A 15,971-nucleotide genomic window follows, 5' to 3' on the forward strand; every position below is an offset into this window, starting at 1 on the left:
CCTTCGCCCTAGCCACTCGTCGGACGATCGGGCAAAATCCGGTGCACGCGCTCCCCCGGAGCGTGATACGTCCTCGCTGATCCGTAGATCTGACGACGGTTCCCGGGCCGTCCATCACGAGTGGCCCGCCAGGGGAACGATGGAGGCGACGGTGCCTGACGAGCGACCATCCCCGGAAGGGCCGGCAACCTTCCGCGAGGTGTTCGCCAATCGCGAGTACGGCGCCGTCTTCACGGCGAGCGCGCTCTCCTGGATCGGCGACTACATCGCCAAGGCCGCGGTCACCCTGCTGGTCTACGAGGAGACCCGGTCGGTCGCGCTCTCGGCCGCCGCCTTCGCGGTGAGCTACCTGCCCTGGCTGGTCGGCGGCCCCCTGCTCGCCACGCTCGCGGAACGGCACCGCTACCGGCAGGTCATGGTGATCTGCGACCTCGTCCGGATGGTGCTGATGGTGTGCATCGCCATCCCCGGCATGCCGGTCCCGATGATCCTGGCCCTGCTCTTCGCCACCACGCTGGCCAATCCACCGAGCCAGGCCGCCAAGTCGGCGCTGATCCCCCTGATCCTCACCGGGGACCGCCTGGTGGTCGGGCTGTCGATGATCAGCAGCGTCGGCCAGGCCGCCCAGGTCGTCGGCTACCTGGCGGGCGCGGCCATCGCCGCGTTCAACCCGACCACCGCGCTCCTGGTGAACGCGGCGACCTTCGCCCTGTCGGCCGCGCTGGTCCGCTTCGGCGTGGCCGACCGACCGACGGCGATGACCGCCGCGCACCGCAGCCACCTGCTGCGGGAGACCGCGCAGGGCTTCCAGATCGTGTTCGGCACGCCGGTGCTGCGGGCCATCGCCGTGCTGGTCTTCGCCGCCATGCTCTTCTCCGTGGTGCCGGAGGGCCTCGCCGCCGCCTGGGCGAGCGAGCACGCCGGCCAGCTGGACGCCGGCGCCGCCCAGGCGATCATCATGGCGGCGAACCCCGTCGGCTTCATCCTCGGCGGCCTCATCGTCAGCCGGGCGTTCGGGCCGGACCGCCGGCTGAGCCTGATGCGGCCGTTGGCGGTGCTCTCCCCGCTGGCCCTGGTGCCCGCCCTGTTCGACCCGCCGCCCCTGGTGGTGGCGCTGCTCGCCGCCGCCTGCGGGTTCGCCGTCGCCGGCATGCTGCCGGTGGCCAACGGGCTCTTCGTCCGGGCGCTGCCCGACGGCTTCCGGGCCCGCGCCTTCGGCGTGATGGCGACCGGCGTCCAGGTCATCCAGGGCCTGGCCGTCCTGGTCACCGGGTTGCTGGCCGAGCGATACTCCATCCCGCTCGTGGTCGGGGTGTGGAGCGCCGTCGGGGTGCTGCTGATGACGCTCGCCGCCCTGCGCTGGCCGAGCCGGTCGGCGATCGACGCGGCCATCGAGGCGGCCCAGCAGGCGGGCGCGGTGGCCCCCCGGCAGGCGGACGGGGCCACCGGTCCCGCCACGCCGGCGGGCGCGCAGGAGCGGTCCGGGGAGAGCGGGCCGGCGGGCCGCTGGGCGGTCACCCCGGCGAGGCGGGACAGCGGCGGCACACGGTGACCCGACCCACAGCCGGCACCCCCCGGTCGCCCGACGCGGCACCTGGCAGGATGGAACGGTGAATGCCGCAGGTGAGTCCGACCGTCCCGGTGCGTCGATGACCCTCTTCGAAGCGGTCGGCGGCGAGCCCACTTTCCGCAAGCTGGTGGACGAGTTCTACGCCGGGGTCGCCGACGACCCGCTGCTGCGTCCCATGTATCCCGAGGAGGATCTGGGCCCGGCCGCTGACCGGTTGACCCTGTTCCTCATGCAGTACTGGGGCGGCCCCAACACGTACTCGGCGCAACGGGGGCACCCGCGGCTGCGGATGCGCCACGCGCCGTACCGGATCGGCGCCGCCGAGCGGGACGCGTGGCTGCTCCACATGCGCCGCGCCGTGGACCGCCTCGACCTGCCGCCGGAGATCGCCACCGCGCTGTGGGACTACCTGGAGCGGGCCGCCTACTTCATGGTCAACGCGATGGAGGACCCGGCCGGGCCGGCCTGACCCGGCCGGCCGTCGGGCGGCCCGGCGGATGCCAGGCGGCCCGACGGCGTCGGACGGGTACCGGATCGCCCGGCGGGGGTCCGGCGGCTCTAGAGCAGGGCGCCCTCGTCGTGCAGCCAGTCCACGAAGCTGGTGGCGACCGCCGCGCCGCAGTCGAGCATCTCGACCAGCAGCGCGTCGTGTGCCCCGGCGCCGAACGGCACCTGCAACTCCGCGTAGATCGGCAACTGGCCGCGCTCGGTCGGGTCACCGATGTAGGCCTTGCAGAAGCGGCGGGTGTGGTTCCACTCGTTGACCACGCGGTAGGCGCGGTCGGCCCAGTCCGGCGGCACCGTCGCGTGTGGACGGGCCCGCATCACCAGGATCTCGTCCTCCGGACCCTCCAGTGTGACCAGCACGGCGTGCCGCTCCCACATGGCCAGCAGGTTGCCGTCGCCGTCGGCCAGGTAGCGCACGTCGAGCCTGTCGAGTGCGTCGCAGACCCGGCGCAGGGTTACCGGTTCGACCGTGGCGGACATGTCCGCGATCACGGCTCGCTCCGTCGGCGGGCAGTCGTCTGCCGGCTGACGGGGGGTCGGTGGTCCGACCCGGACGGTGCTCTCCACTGTGATCCCGCTCCGCCTTTCCGAGTCGCCGCCGCCGTTGGCGGGACCGGGGCGCCATGACCACCACGGCATCGCTCGCGCACCTCACTCCCCAGCGGATCCAGTCGCCTACGGTGCGTTGGATCCGAGGATGGACGGTACCCGGACAGCCGGGTTGAAGCACCCCCCCAACGGCAGCCCCAGGACAGAAGAATGACAGCGGGTCATCCGAACGGATGAACTCAGACGGGCCGCACGGCAAGATCGGTGGCCTTCTGCGACCAGATCGCTCCGTACGGTCCCACCAGGCCGACCCATCGGCCGACCGTGCGCACCTGGACGTCGCCCCCGCCGACCGTCCCGGTGGACCCCTCGGCGGACCCCAGGAAGCCCATCCGGACCAACCCCTGGACCATCCGCTGGGTCACCTCGACCGGCTCGCCGGGCGGGTCCTCCGGGGTGACCACCACGGGCACGTGGTCGAGCAGCGCGTCCCGCAGCGCCCGCTGCCCGACCGCACGCCCGCCGACGCCGTGGGTGCTGGCGTCGCGCAGGGCTCCCGCCGCCGCCGCCGCGATCCGCCGCAGCTCCGCGCCCGGCAGCGTCTCCACGCGGCGGCTCGCCGTGGGCGGCAGCGGCCACCGCCACCGCTCGTCCCGCCGCGTCGGCAGGGCCGCGCCGCCCGCCGCCAACTCGGCCAGCAACTCGCCGGCCGCGACCGTGGCGTCGCCGGGGCCCTCGCCGGCCACCGTGCGCACGACCAGCACGCCCCACGGCAGACGCCCCCAGAGGGCCGTACGGCCCGTCGCGCCGGCCGACCTGAGCCGGACCGGCGCGCCGCCGTCCAGCCGGACGAGGCGGGCCAGGAAGGCCTCCGCGTCGGCCGCGTCGACGATCCCGTGCCCGCCGGCGACCGTCCCGCCGCCACCGGCCCCCGCCGGGGCCACCGGCCCGTCGGCCGCCGTCACGCCACCGGCCCCTGCGGCGCGTACGTGAGCAGGAACGTCCGCTCCTCCGGGGTGATCCGCCGGGGCCGCTGCCGGGTCAGGTCGAACGGCACCAGCACCGAACGGGCGCGGCTGGCGAGCACGTCGCCGTCGAAGAGCTCGTAGGCGACGGTGAACGACGCGCCCCGGATCTCCTCCACCCACAGCTCGATGCGCACGGTGGGGGCGGCCTCGGCGGTGGCCCGGCCGAGGGCGTACTCGACCGGGCGCAGGTAGTCGATCTCGTGCCGACTGATCACGACGCCGTCGGCGAACGAGCCCACTCCCCACGCCCGGCCGCCGGCGAACATCAACGCCACCCGCGCCTCCTCGTAGAGGGTGAGGAAGCGCGAGTTGTTGATGTGGCCGTACGCGTCGAGGTCGGACCACCGCAGGGTGCAGTGGTAGACAAAACGGTCCGCCACGTCAGTCGCGGGTCAGCTTGCGGTAGGTCACCCGGTGCGGGCGGGCCGCCTCCGCGCCGAGCCGGTCGACCTTGTTCTTCTCGTACGCCTCGAAGTTGCCCTCGAACCAGAACCACTTCGCGGGGTTCTCGTCGTCGCCCTCCCAGGCCAGGATGTGCGTGGCGACCCGGTCGAGGAACATCCGGTCGTGGGAGATGACCACGGCGCAGCCGGGGAACTCCAGCAGCGCGTTCTCCAGGCTGGAGAGGGTCTCCACGTCGAGGTCGTTGGTCGGCTCGTCGAGCAGGATCACGTTGCCGCCGATCTTCAGCGTCAGCGCGAGGTTGAGCCGGTTGCGCTCGCCGCCGGAGAGCACCTTGGTCGGCTTCTGCTGGTCCGGCCCCTTGAACCCGAACGCGGCGATGTACGCCCGCGACGGCATCTCGACCTTGCCGACCATCAGGTGGTCGAGCCCGTCGGAGACGACCTCCCAGACCGTCTTGTCCCCGGCCAGGCCCTGCCGGTTCTGGTCGACGTACGACAGCGAGACCGTCTCGCCGACCCGGACGTCGCCGCTCGTCGGCTGCTCCAGCCCGACGATGGTCTTGAACAGGGTGGTCTTGCCGACGCCGTTCGGGCCGATGATGCCGACGATGCCGTTGCGGGGCAGCGAGAAGGACAGGTTGTCGATGAGCACCCGGTCGCCGAAGCCCTTGGTCAGGCCGTGCGCCTCGATGACCGTGTTGCCCAGGCGCGGGCCCGGCGGGATCTGGATCTCCTCGAAGTCCAGCTTGCGGGTCTTCTCCGCCTCGGTGGCCATCTCCTCGTAGCGGTCGAGGCGGGCCTTGGACTTGGTCTGCCGCGCCTTGGCGTTGGAGCGGACCCACTCCAGCTCCTCGGTGAGGCGCTTCTTCATCTTGGCGTCGCGGCGGCCCTCGACCGCCAGCCGGGCGGCCTTCTTCTCCAGGTAGGTGGAGTAGTTGCCCTCGTAGCCGACGGCCCGGCCGCGGTCCAGCTCCAGGATCCAGCCGGCCACGTTGTCCAGGAAGTACCGGTCGTGGGTGATCGCCATGACGGTGCCCGCGTACTTGGCCAGGTGCTGCTCCAGCCAGGAGACGCTCTCCGCGTCCAGGTGGTTGGTGGGCTCGTCGAGCAGCAGCAGGTCGGGGGCCTCCAGCAGCAGCTTGCACAGCGCGACCCGGCGCCGCTCGCCCCCGGAGAGCTGGGTGACGTCGGCGTCCGGCGGCGGGCAGCGCAGCGCGTCCATCGCCAGTTCGAGCTTGGAGTCGATGTCCCACGCGTCGGCGTGGTCCAGCTCCTCCTGGAGCTTGCCCATCTCCTCCATCAGCTCGTCGGAGTAGTCGGTGGCCATCTGCTCGGCGATCTTGTTGAACCGCTCCAGCTTGGCCTTGGTCTCGGCGACCGCCTCCTCGACGTTGCCGAGCACGGTCTTGGCGTCATTGAGCGGGGGCTCCTGGGCGAGCAGGCCGACGGTGTAGCCGGGCATCAGCCGGGCCTCGCCGTTGCTCGGCCGGTCCAGGCCTGCCATGATCTTGAGGAGGCTGGACTTACCGGCGCCGTTCGGGCCGACCACACCGATCTTGGCCCCCGGGAGGAAGCTCAGCGTCACGTTGTCGAGCACGACCTTGTCGCCGTGCGCCTTGCGCGCCTTTTCCAGGACGTAGATGTACTGGGCCACGGTGCGGGCTACCTCCGTAGGTTGCGACTGGGGTCGGCGGGCGCGGGCGCGGGCTGCGACCTCCGCCCGCCGCCGCCGGCCGGTGGCCGGCCGCACGCACGCCATCGTCAATCCTGACAGGTACGCGCCGTCGCGCCCACATCACCCCGCCCCCGACGCTCCGGACGCGTCGCGCCACCCCTGCTTCCGAGCAGGGGTATCGACAAGATCACGCCAGGGGTTGGACCATCGTGGGAAGGGTAGGTGAGTCCGGCACGGGGCCCCAGAAGCCGCAGCTACGCTCAGTACGCTCATTCGCGGTTGACCCGTCAGCACCCGGAGGTGGCCGAACGTGACCGTCCGCAGCTCCTTTGTCGTAGTGGCGAACCGGCTACCCGTCGACGAGGTGAGCACCCCCGAGGGACGGCAGTGGCGTCGCAGCCCCGGAGGGCTGGTGACCGCCCTGCACCCCGTCCTCGCCGAGCACCAGGGCACCTGGGTCGGCTGGGCCGGCGGCACCGGCGCCGCCCCCGAGCCCTTCGACCTGGAGGGCATCCGGCTACACCCGGTGCCGTTGAGCGCGGAGGAGCTGGAGCGCTACTACGAGGGCCAGTCCAACGCGACGATCTGGCCGCTCTACCACGACGCGGTGGAGACGCCGGCCTACAAGCGCCGCTGGCGCGAGGCGTACCGCCTGGTCAACGCCCGCTTCGCGGAGGCCGCGGCGGAGGTCGCGGCCGAGGGGGCGACGGTCTGGGTGCAGGACTACCAGCTCCAGCTCGTCCCGGCGATGCTCCGCGAGCTGCGGCCCGACCTGCGGATCGGCTTCTTCCTGCACATCCCGTTCCCGCCGATCGAGCTGTTCATGCAGATGCCGTTCCGCACCGAGATCCTGCGCGGCCTGCTCGGCGCCGACCTGGTCGGGTTCCAGCAGCGCCTCGCCGCGCAGAACTTCGTCCGGCTGGCCCGGCACCTGCTCGGGCTGCGCTACGAGGGGCAGATGATCCAGGTCGACGGCCGCCAGGTGAAGGCCGGCGCGTTCCCGATCTCCATCGACACGAAGGAGATGGAGCGGCTGGCCGCCGACCCGGCGATCCAGGCCCGGGCGAAGGAGATCCGCGAGGAGCTGGGCAACCCGAAGACGATCATCCTGGGCGTCGACCGGCTGGACTACACCAAGGGCATCGAGTTGCGGCTGAAGGCCTTCCGCGAACTGCTGTCTGACGGAAAGTTGACAGTTCCCGACGCGGTCATGGTGCAGGTCGCCACGCCCAGCCGCGAGCGCGTGGAGCACTACCAGGCACTACGCGTGAAGGTGGAGCGGGAGGTCGGGCGCATCAACGGCGAGTTCGGCAGGGTCGGCGTGCCGGCGGTGCATTACCTGCATCAGTCGTACAGTCGCACTGAACTGGCCGCGATGTACGCCGCCGCCGACGTGATGATGGTGACCCCGCTGCGAGACGGAATGAATCTGGTAGCCAAGGAGTACGTCGCATCGCGCGCCGACCAGGGCGGTGCACTCGTGCTCAGCGAGTTCGCCGGCGCCGCCACCGAGCTGCGTCAGGCGTTCCTGTGTAACCCGCACGACCCTGACGCGGTCAAGGACGCCTTGCTGAGGGCCGTGCACGTCGAGAAGCCGGAGGCACGCCGCAGAATGCGGACAATGCAACGCCACCTACGCGCCCACGATGTGGGGCACTGGGCGAAGTCCTTCCTCACCGAGCTCGGTGTGCCTCAGACGGAGGACGCGTGAACGCCGCCAGCGAGATCATCACCCCGGCGGCCGGCACGATGGACCCGGAACTGCGCGCGGCCATCGGCCGCATCGCCCGGGTGCCCCAGCTCCTGATCGCCTGCGACTACGACGGCACCCTGGCGCCGATCGTGGAGGACCCGAGCAAGGCCGTGCCGCTGCCGGAGTCGGTGGCGGCCGTCCGGGCGCTGGCCGCCCTGCCCCAGACCACCGTGGCGGTGGTCTCCGGGCGGGCCCTGCGCGACCTGGCCGCCCTCTCCCGGCTGCCCAGCGAGGTCCACCTGGTCGGCAGCCACGGCTCCGAGTTCGACATCGGCTTCGTCGAGCGGCTCTCCCCCGAGCTGATCGCGGTCCGCACCCGGCTGCGCGACGCCCTGCGCGAGATCGCCGCGGCCCACCCGGGCATCCGGCTGGAGCGCAAGCCGGCGAGCGTCGCGGTGCACACCCGCGGGGTGGCCCCCGAGGTCGCGGCGGCCGCCATCGAGGCGGTCCGCGGCGGCCCCGCGACCTGGGACGGCGTCACGGTCACCCAGGGCAAGGAGGTCATCGAGCTGTCGGTGGTCGCCACCCACAAGGGCACGGCCGTCGACCAGCTGCGCACCCAGCTCTCCGCCAGCGCGGTGCTCTTCATCGGCGACGACGTCACCGACGAGAACGCCTTCGGTAACCTGCACGGGCCGGACGTCGGCATCAAGATCGGCCCGGGCGAGACCCAGGCCGGCTACCGGGTCGCCGAGCCGATCGAGGCCGCCCGCGCCCTCGGCCTGCTGCTGGAGACCCGTCGGCACTGGCTCTTCGGCGAGCGGGCGGTGCCCATCGAGCGACACTCGATGCTGGCCAACGGGCGGACCGTGGCCCTGCTCACGCCCGAGGCCAAGGTCACCTGGCTCTGCCACCCCAAGCCGGACTCGGCGGCGATCTTCGCCGACCTGGTCGGCGGCAGCCCGGCCGGGCACTTCAGCGTCGCGCCGGAACGCGGGGGCATCCCGCTCGGCCAGCGCTACCGCTCGGGCACGATGACCGTCGAGACCCGGTGGTCGGGCCTGACCGTCACCGACTGGCTGGACAAGCCGGCCAGGGAGACCACGCCCGACGGCCCGGCCGTCGTGACCGGCGACTCGACCATGGTCCGGGTGCTCACCGGCTCGGGTCGGGCCCGGCTGGAGTTCGCGCCCCGGCCCGAGTTCGGCCAGGTCGCGGTGCAGTTGCAGCCGATCGGCGACGGCCTGCTGGTGCTCGGCTCCAACGAGCCGGTCGCGCTCTACTCGCCCGGGGTCGAGTGGCAGGTCACCAACGACGGCGGCTACGAGACGGCCAAGGCGGTCGTCGACCTCTCCGCCGCCGGCGGGCAGGTCGTGCTGGAGCTGCGCTTCGGCACGCACAGCCTGGAGCACCACCGGCTGCCGGTGCACGAGCGGCAGGCCCTGGCCGAGCAGCCCTGGAAGGACTGGGTGGCCACCCTGCGGCTGCCGAGCACCGCCCGGGACCTGGTGGTCCGCAGCGCGCTGACCCTGCGTGGGCTCTGCCACGAGGCCACCGGCTCGATCCTGGCCGCCGCGACCACCTCCCTGCCGGAGGAGCTGGGCGGGGTCCGCAACTGGGACTACCGCTACTGCTGGCTGCGGGACGCGGCGATGACCGCGCGGTCCCTGGTCGACCTGGGCTCGATCGAGGAGGCCGAGGCGCTGCTGCGCTGGGTCGACGGGTGCATCGAGCGCACCGGCGGGCACCCGGAGCGGCTGCACCCGCTCTACACGGTGGACGGCTACGAGCTGGGCGCCGAGGCCGTCATCGACACCCTGCCCGGTTACGCCGGCTCCCGGCCGGTCCGGGTCGGCAACCTCGCCAACCACCAGCTCCAGCTCGACGTCTTCGGCCCGATCGCGGACCTGATCGCGGCCGTGGCCGACGCGCGCGGCTCCGTCCGCGAGGACGAGTGGCGGGTGCTCGACAACATGGTCGAGGCGGTCCGCCGCCGCTGGCACGAGCCCGACCACGGCATCTGGGAGGCCCGCCTCCCCCCGCGGCACCACATCTTCTCGAAGGTGATGTGCTGGATGACCGTCGACCGGGCGCTGCACGTGATGCGCCAGCACGGCGGCGAGGACCGGCCGGAGTGGGTGGAGCTGCGCGACCGCATCGGCGCCAACGTGCTGGAGTACGGCTGGCACGAGACCGTCGAGGCCTACAGCGTGGCGTACGGGGACGAGGAGATGGACGCCTCGTCGCTGTGGATCGGGCTCTCCGGCCTGCTCCCCGGCGACGACCCGCGCTTCCTCTCCACCGTCCTGCGGATCGAGGCGGATCTGCGCAGCGGCCCGGTCGTCTACCGCTACCACTGGGACGACGGCCTGCCCGGGCGCGAGGGCGGCTTCCATATCTGCACGGCGTGGCTCATCGAGGCGTACCTGCGCACCGGGCGGCGTACCGACGCCGAGGAGCTGTTCTCGCAGATGGTGGACACCGCCGGCCCGACCGGCCTGCTGCCCGAGCAGTACGACCCGTTGGCCGAGCGCGGGCTGGGCAACCACCCGCAGGCCTACAGCCACCTGGGCCTGATCCGCTGCGCCCTGCTGCTGGACAACATGCTCAAGCAGTGACCTGACCAGCGACGACGGCGGCCGGAGACTCCCCAGTCTCCGGCCGCCGTCGTTCATCCCGTCAACTCTGCCCGGTCGAACCCGACCCGCCCCCCGGAATTCCCTCAGGACCAGCCCCGCCGAGGGCGTCGACCACGTCCCCCAGCACCACCACCGCGGGCGGGCGCAGCCCGGCGGTGAGCACGTCGGCGGCCACCGCGCCGAGCGTGGAGCGCAGCACCCGCTGCGCCCCGGTGGTCGCCTCCTGCACGACGGCGGCCGGCGTCTCGGCCGGGCGGCCGTGCGCGAGCAGCGTCGCGGTGATCGCCGCGAGGTTCTTCAGCCCCATCAGCACGACCAGCGTGCCGCGCAGCCCGGCCAGCGCGTCCCAGCGGACCAGGGAGGCCGGCGAGTCGGGCGCGACGTGCCCGGAGACCACGGTGAACTCGTGGGCCACCCCCCGATGGGTGACCGGGATGCCCGCCGCGGCCGGAGCCGCGATCGAGCTGGTCACGCCGGGCACCACGGTCACCGGCACACCGGCCGCCGCGCAGGCCAGCAGCTCCTCGCCGCCCCGGCCGAAGACGTACGGGTCGCCGCCCTTGAGCCGGACCACGAACTTCCCGGCCAGGGCCCGGTCCACCAGGATCCGGTTGATCTCCTCCTGCGCGCGGGACGGACCGTACGGGATCTTGGAGGCGTCCACGAGTTCGACGTCGGCGCGCAGCTCGTCGAGGAGCAGCCCCGGGACGAGCCGGTCGGCGACCACCACGTCCGCCTCGGTGAGCAGCCGCCAGCCCCTGACGGTGATCAGCTCCGGGTCGCCCGGGCCCGCACCGACCAGCGCGACCCGCCCGGGACGGGTCCCCTCCGGCACGGCGGGCGCCGACAGGGCGCCCTCCCGCACCTCCAGCAGGGCCCGGACCGCGTCGCGGACGGCCATCGCCCGGCGCGGGTCGCCCCCGCCGAGCACCGCCACGGTCACCGGACCGTGCCGGGTCACCGCCGGCGTCCAGGCGGTGGCGGCGGCGCGGTCGTCGGCGCGTACGCAGAAGATGCGGCGCTCGGCGGCGGCGGCGCTGACCGACGCGGCGGCAAGCGGGTCGTCGACGGCGACCTGGACCAGCCACGCGCCGTCCAGGTCGTCGGGGGCGAACCGGCGCGGCGCCCAGTGCAGCCGCCCGGCGTCGGCGTGCGCGCGCAGCGCCGGGGTCAGCTCGGGCGCGACGAGGAGGACGTGCGCCCCGGCGTCGAGCAGGGCCGGCACCCGCCGGGTGGCCACCGCTCCCCCGCCCACCACGACCACCCGTCGGCCGGCGAGCCGCAGGCCGAGCGGGTACGGGTTGCCGCTCACGCCGCCGCCTCGCCGCCGGAGCCGATGGTGGGCCCGTTCACTTTTCGGCCACCCCCGCCGAGTCGAACGTGGCGACCTCGTGCAGCACCCGGACCGCGCCGGTGACCACCGGCAGCGCGAGCAGCGCGCCGGTGCCCTCGCCCAGGCGCAGCCCGAGGTCGATCAGCGGCTCCAGGCCCAGCCGGCGCAGCGCGACCGTGGCCCCCGGCTCGGCCGAGCGGTGCCCGGCCACCATGGCGGCCACGGCGGCCGGCGCGAAGGCCGCCGCGGCGAGCGCCGCGGCGACCGCGATCACCCCGTCCAGCAGCACCGGCGTCCGGCGGGCGGCGGCACCCAGGATCAGCCCGGCCAGCGCGGCGTGCTCCAGGCCGCCGACGGCAGCCAGCACGCCCAGCGGATCGGCCGGGTCGGGGGCGTGCCGACGCAGCGCGGCCCGCACGACGTCGACCTTGCGGGCGTACGTCGGGTCGTCGACCCCGGTGCCCCGGCCCGTCGTCTCCGCCGGGTCGATGCCGGCGAACGCGGCGATCAGGGCGGCGGCCGGCGTGGTGTTGCCGATGCCCATGTCCCCGGTGAGCAGGATGCCCGCGCCCGCGTCGATCAGCTCGTCGGCCACCCGGATGCCGGTCTCGACGGCCGCGCGCGCCTCGTCGCGGGTGAGCGCGGCGGTCACCGCCAGGTCCCGGGTGCCGGGGCGGACGTTCGCCGCGACCAGCCGGGGCGCGTCGCGGGTCGGCGGGGCTCCCCCGGCCTCCCCGCCCGGCGCGGCGACCGGGAGCGGGGTGGCCACGCCGACGTCGACCACGGTGACCGAGGCGCCGGCCTGCCGGGCGAACGCGTTGACCACCGCGCCGCCGGCCAGGAAGTTGCCGATCATCTGTGCGGTGACCTCCTGCGGCCAGGGCGTCACCCCCTGGGCGTGCACGCCGTGGTCGCCGGCGAAGATCGCGACTGCGGCCGGCTCGGGCAGCGGCGGCGGGCAGTGCCCGGCCAGGCCGGCGAGGCGTACGGAGAGGTCCTCCAGGGCGCCGAGGGAGCCGGCGGGCTTGGTCAGCCGTCCCTGCAACTCCCGGGCGGCGGCCATGGCCGACTCGTCCGGCGGCGGGATCGCCGCGATCGTGGTCTCCAGCATCATGCCTCCAGGATCTCCGCCAGTACCTCGGTGAACGCGTCGGTGGTGGCCGGGTCGCGCACGGCGACGCGCAGCCAGTCCGGGCCGAGGCCGGGGAAGGTGTCGCCCCGGCGCACCGCCCAGCCGCGTCGCCGCAGGGCGAGCCGCACGTCGGCGGCGTCGGGGACGTGCACCAGCACGAACGCGCTGGCGGGGCGGCCGGCGAAGCGTACGCCGGGCAGGGCCGACAGGCGGGCGACCAGGTGCTCGCGGTCGGCGGCGAGCCGGGCGGCGATGGCGCGCTCGGCCTCGACCGCGACGGGCGTGGCGCAGGCCGACGCGGCGGCCAGGGCGGGGGTGGAGACGGCCCAGAGCGGCTGGGCGGCGGCCAGCCGCTCCAGCAGCGGGGCCTCGCCGAGCAGATAGCCGATCCGCAGGCCGGCCAGGCCCCAGGTCTTGGTGAGGCTGCGGACCACCAGCAGGCCGGGCAGGTCCCGCCGGGCGGCCAGCGACTCCGGTTCGCCGGCCACGCCGGGGGCGACGGTGGTGTCGGCGAACGCCTCGTCGACCACCAGCACCCGGCCGGGCCGGGCCAGGGCGGCCAGGTCGCCGGCGGGGTGCAGCACCGACGTCGGGTTGGTCGGGTTGCCGATCATCACGAGGTCGGCGTCGGCGGGCACCCGGGCCGGGTCGAGCCGGAAGTCGTCGGCCGCGTCGAGCAGCACCCGCTCCACCTGGTGCCCGGCGGCACGCAACGCCGCCTCGGGCTCGGTGAACTGCGGATGCACCACCACCGGTCGGCGTACGCCGGTCAGCGCCCGGGCGATCAGCACGAAGCCCTCGGCCGCGCCGGCGGTCAGCAACACCTCGGCCGGCGGGCGGCCGTGCCGGGCCGCGACGGCCGCGCGCGCCGGCCCCGGGTCGGGGTAAGCGGCGAGGTCGCCGAGCGCGGCGGTGATCGGGTCGGCGAGCCAGTCCGGCATCGCGTCGCGCCGCACGTTGACGGCGAGGTCGACGAGCCCCGGCCCCACCTCGGCGTCGCCGTGGTGGGCGAGGTCGGGTTCGCCTCCGGTGGGCCCCGGTTCGGGGTGGGTCTCGGTCGGCTGACCATGCATGTCCGCGATCCTGCCGGGAAGGTGCCGCGCGGGACAGCGGATCCCGGCGTGGGCCGCATCACCACACGGGCGTTTATGAATATTTCTCAGGTACGAATCGGAAATGTCATAACTTGAGCAGGTGAGCAATCGACCCCTTGCTGCCGCTGGTCGTCTCGTCCCCCTCCTCCGCGCCGGACTGATCGCCGGGATCGTGGTCGCCGCCGTGGCGTACCCGGTGGCCGCCGCCACCGGCCTCGGCGCCAAGGTCACGGCGCACGCCATGGAACACAAGACCAAGATCCTCGCCACCGCGTTGCCGGCCGAGACGTCGTACGTCTACGCGCCGGACGGTAAGACGGTGCTGACGATGTTCTACGAGGAGTACCGGCAGTACACGAAGCTGGCCGACATCTCCCCGAACATGCAGCAGGCGATCGTCGCCGCCGAGGACAACCGCTTCTACCAGCACCGGGGCGTCGACCCGAAGGGCGTCGCCCGCGCCTTCGTGGCCAACGCCCGCTCCAGCGGCGTCTCCCAGGGCGCCTCCACGCTCACCATGCAGTACGTGCGCATGGCGCTGCGGGACAGCGCGAAGACGCCGAAGGAGGTGCAGGAGGCCACCCAGCAGACCAGCCTGCGCAAGGTCCGGGAGATGCGGATGGCGATGGACCTGGAGAAGGAACTCGACAAGGACCAGATCCTGGAGCGCTACCTCAACTCCGCGTACTTCGGGCACCGCGCGTACGGCATCTACGCGGCCAGCGAGATCTTCTTCTCCAAGGCCCCCAAGGACCTCAGCGCCGTCGAGGCGGCCACCCTCGCCGGCCTGGTCAAGTCCCCGTCCGAGTACGACCCGGCCAGCTCGGACCAGAAGGACGCCACCGGCCGGCGCAACTACGTGCTGGACCGGATGGCCCAGCTCGGCTACCTCTCGCCCGACGCCGTCACGCAGGCGAAGACCGAGCCGATCCGGCTGAAGCTGACCTACCCGCCGAACGACTGCGCCTCCGTGCCGGAAAAGTGGAACAGCTGGGGCTTCGCCTGCGACTACATGAAGAACTGGTGGAGCGCGCAGCCCGCGTTCGGGGAGAACCGGCTGGAGCGCATGGACAAGCTGCGCCGGGGCGGCTACCGGATCGTGCTCAGCCTGGACCCGAAGATCCAGGAGGCGGCGGAGAGGAACGTCGGCACCAAGGAGAACACCGGCAGCCCGTTCGCCAACGGCATCGTGGTCTCCGAGCCCGGCACCGGGCGGGTCAAGGCGATGGCGGTGAACCGGACGTACTCGCTGGACCTGAGCGAGAACGGGCAGAGCTCCAACCCCGAGGCCGGGCCGAACATCAAGGCGAACTACCCGAACACCGTGGCGCCCCTGCTCGGCGGCGGCGACCTACCCGGCTACCAGGCCGGCTCGACGTTCAAGATGTTCCCGATGCTGGCCGCGCTCAACGCGGGCATGCCGCTGTCCACCTCGTTCAACGCGCCGCACCGGTACCGCTCCGAGGTCTACGACGGCTGGTCGCCCTCCAACGCCAGCGGCGCGATGAGCGGCAACCAGACCATGTGGTCCGGCTTCGGCAAGTCGGTGAACACGTACTTCGTGTGGCTGGAGGAGCAGGTCGGCGCGGACAAGGCGGTCCGCCTGGCCGAGCAGCTCGGGCTGCGCTGGCGCACCGACGTCGACCGGGAACACGCGTCCCCGGCCAAGGCGAAACAGTGGGGCGCGTTCACCCTCGGCGTCTCCGACGCCACGCCGCTGGAGATGGCCAACGCGTACGCCGCGATCGCCGCGGACGGCCGCTACTGCGAGGCGATCCCGGTGCAGGCGATCTACAACCGGGACGGCACGCCGACCACCTGGAAGACGGCCTCCGGGATCGAACGCGAGGTCGCCAAGCCGCGCTGCCGGCAGGTGGTGGACGCCGACGCCGCCCGCGCCGCCACCGACGCCGCCCGCTGCCCGACCGGCGACACCCCGGCCCGCGGGAGCTGCGGCGGCTGGTCGACCGCGGACAGCGTGCGGGGCACCGTCGGCCGCCCAGTGGCGGGCAAGACGGGCACCACCGACAGCACCCGGTCGGCCTGGTTCGTCGGCTACACCCCGGAGCTGGCGGCGGCGAGCTTCATCTCCGACCCGGACAACCCGTTCAACGCGGTCGGCGACGGCCAGTCGCAGATCCCGATCAAGGCGGTGGCGCAGACCCTGCGCGACGGCCTCAAGGGCCAGCCCACCCGCCAGTTCACCCCACCCTCGGACCGCATAGTCGGCTGAACCGCGCGCCAGACCGGCGGAAGGGCACGGGTCCGCAGGGACGTCCGGCACGGGCTTGCCGGGGGCGTCTGGCACGTTCGCGGGGATGTCCGGCACATGCATGAGCCAAGATGG

General features: G+C 73.4%; 12 protein-coding genes. 5 read left to right on the forward strand and 7 right to left on the reverse strand.

Annotation, left to right across the window (positions count from 1 at the left end; all coding sequences use genetic code 11):
* Positions 1-139 precede the first annotated feature (139 nt).
* Positions 140-1,552 (forward strand): MFS transporter, encoded by a 1,413-nt coding sequence (locus ACLQ22_RS23265; protein WP_425694184.1) that lies wholly within the window; start codon positions 140-142, stop codon positions 1,550-1,552.
* A 97-nt stretch (positions 1,553-1,649) separates the two neighbouring features.
* Complete coding sequence (locus ACLQ22_RS23270; protein WP_192581484.1) at positions 1,650-2,039, forward strand: globin; 390 nt, start codon at positions 1,650-1,652, stop codon at positions 2,037-2,039.
* A gap of 89 nt (positions 2,040-2,128) precedes the next feature.
* Here ACLQ22_RS23270 and ACLQ22_RS23275 read toward each other — a convergent pair whose 3' ends face one another.
* The 4 genes from ACLQ22_RS23275 to ettA form a co-directional block, all read right to left on the reverse strand.
* Positions 2,129-2,716 (reverse strand): YbjN domain-containing protein, encoded by a 588-nt coding sequence (locus ACLQ22_RS23275; protein WP_366644191.1) that lies wholly within the window; start codon positions 2,714-2,716, stop codon positions 2,129-2,131.
* 149 nt (positions 2,717-2,865) lie between these two features.
* Complete coding sequence (locus ACLQ22_RS23280; RefSeq protein ID WP_425694276.1) at positions 2,866-3,570, reverse strand: hypothetical protein; 705 nt, start codon at positions 3,568-3,570, stop codon at positions 2,866-2,868.
* Positions 3,571-3,587: 17 nt separating this feature from the next.
* Entirely contained in the window at positions 3,588-4,034 is a 447-nt protein-coding gene (locus tag ACLQ22_RS23285) for an acyl-CoA thioesterase (RefSeq protein ID WP_366644192.1), read from the reverse strand.
* A gap of 1 nt (position 4,035) precedes the next feature.
* Entirely contained in the window at positions 4,036-5,712 is a 1,677-nt protein-coding gene (ettA, locus tag ACLQ22_RS23290) for an energy-dependent translational throttle protein EttA (RefSeq protein ID WP_121399423.1), read from the reverse strand.
* A gap of 331 nt (positions 5,713-6,043) precedes the next feature.
* On the opposite strand from ettA, the gene ACLQ22_RS23295 reads away from it, so the two are divergent.
* Together ACLQ22_RS23295 and otsB are read left to right on the forward strand one after the other, a co-directional pair.
* A complete protein-coding gene (locus ACLQ22_RS23295; protein ID WP_425694185.1) occupies positions 6,044-7,444 on the forward strand; it encodes an alpha,alpha-trehalose-phosphate synthase (UDP-forming) in 1,401 nt (466 codons plus the stop codon).
* Between the two features lie 38 nt (positions 7,445-7,482).
* Positions 7,483-10,044: a trehalose-phosphatase gene (gene otsB, locus ACLQ22_RS23300; protein WP_425694277.1), complete on the forward strand. Its 2,562-nt coding sequence runs from the start codon at positions 7,483-7,485 to the stop codon at positions 10,042-10,044.
* A gap of 61 nt (positions 10,045-10,105) precedes the next feature.
* Here otsB and cobA read toward each other — a convergent pair whose 3' ends face one another.
* From cobA to cobC, 3 genes are read right to left on the reverse strand one after another with little or no spacing between them, the layout of a single operon-like run.
* The gene (gene cobA / locus ACLQ22_RS23305; protein ID WP_425694186.1) at positions 10,106-11,377 is read right to left on the reverse strand and encodes a uroporphyrinogen-III C-methyltransferase; all 1,272 of its coding nucleotides are present in this window, start codon (positions 11,375-11,377) and stop codon (positions 10,106-10,108) included.
* Positions 11,378-11,414: 37 nt separating this feature from the next.
* Positions 11,415-12,509, reverse strand: a complete 1,095-nt coding sequence (gene cobT, locus ACLQ22_RS23310; protein ID WP_425694278.1) for a nicotinate-nucleotide--dimethylbenzimidazole phosphoribosyltransferase — start codon at positions 12,507-12,509, stop codon at positions 11,415-11,417.
* Complete coding sequence (cobC, locus tag ACLQ22_RS23315) at positions 12,509-13,603, reverse strand: Rv2231c family pyridoxal phosphate-dependent protein CobC (protein ID WP_425694187.1); 1,095 nt, start codon at positions 13,601-13,603, stop codon at positions 12,509-12,511. The genes cobT and cobC overlap by 1 nt, the downstream gene beginning before the upstream one ends.
* A 121-nt stretch (positions 13,604-13,724) precedes the next feature.
* On the opposite strand from cobC, the gene ACLQ22_RS23320 reads away from it, so the two are divergent.
* A complete protein-coding gene (locus ACLQ22_RS23320) occupies positions 13,725-15,857 on the forward strand; it encodes a transglycosylase domain-containing protein (RefSeq protein ID WP_425694188.1) in 2,133 nt (710 codons plus the stop codon).
* Positions 15,858-15,971: the final 114 nt, after the last annotated feature.

Source organism: Micromonospora sp. DT178 (assembly GCF_049841695.1).
GTDB lineage: Bacteria > Actinomycetota > Actinomycetes > Mycobacteriales > Micromonosporaceae > Micromonospora.

Coding starts and splice junctions, on each gene's coding strand:
- ACLQ22_RS23270 (WP_192581484.1), top strand. CDS start 1,650: ATGACCCTCTTCGAAGCGGTCGGCGGCGAGCCCACTTTCCGCAAGCTG.
- otsB (WP_425694277.1), top strand. CDS start 7,483: ATGGACCCGGAACTGCGCGCGGCCATCGGCCGCATCGCCCGGGTGCCC.
- cobC (WP_425694187.1), bottom strand. CDS start 13,603: ATGCATGGTCAGCCGACCGAGACCCACCCCGAACCGGGGCCCACCGGA.
- ACLQ22_RS23265 (WP_425694184.1), top strand. CDS start 140: ATGGAGGCGACGGTGCCTGACGAGCGACCATCCCCGGAAGGGCCGGCA.
- cobT (WP_425694278.1), bottom strand. CDS start 12,509: ATGCTGGAGACCACGATCGCGGCGATCCCGCCGCCGGACGAGTCGGCC.
- ACLQ22_RS23275 (WP_366644191.1), bottom strand. CDS start 2,716: ATGCCGTGGTGGTCATGGCGCCCCGGTCCCGCCAACGGCGGCGGCGAC.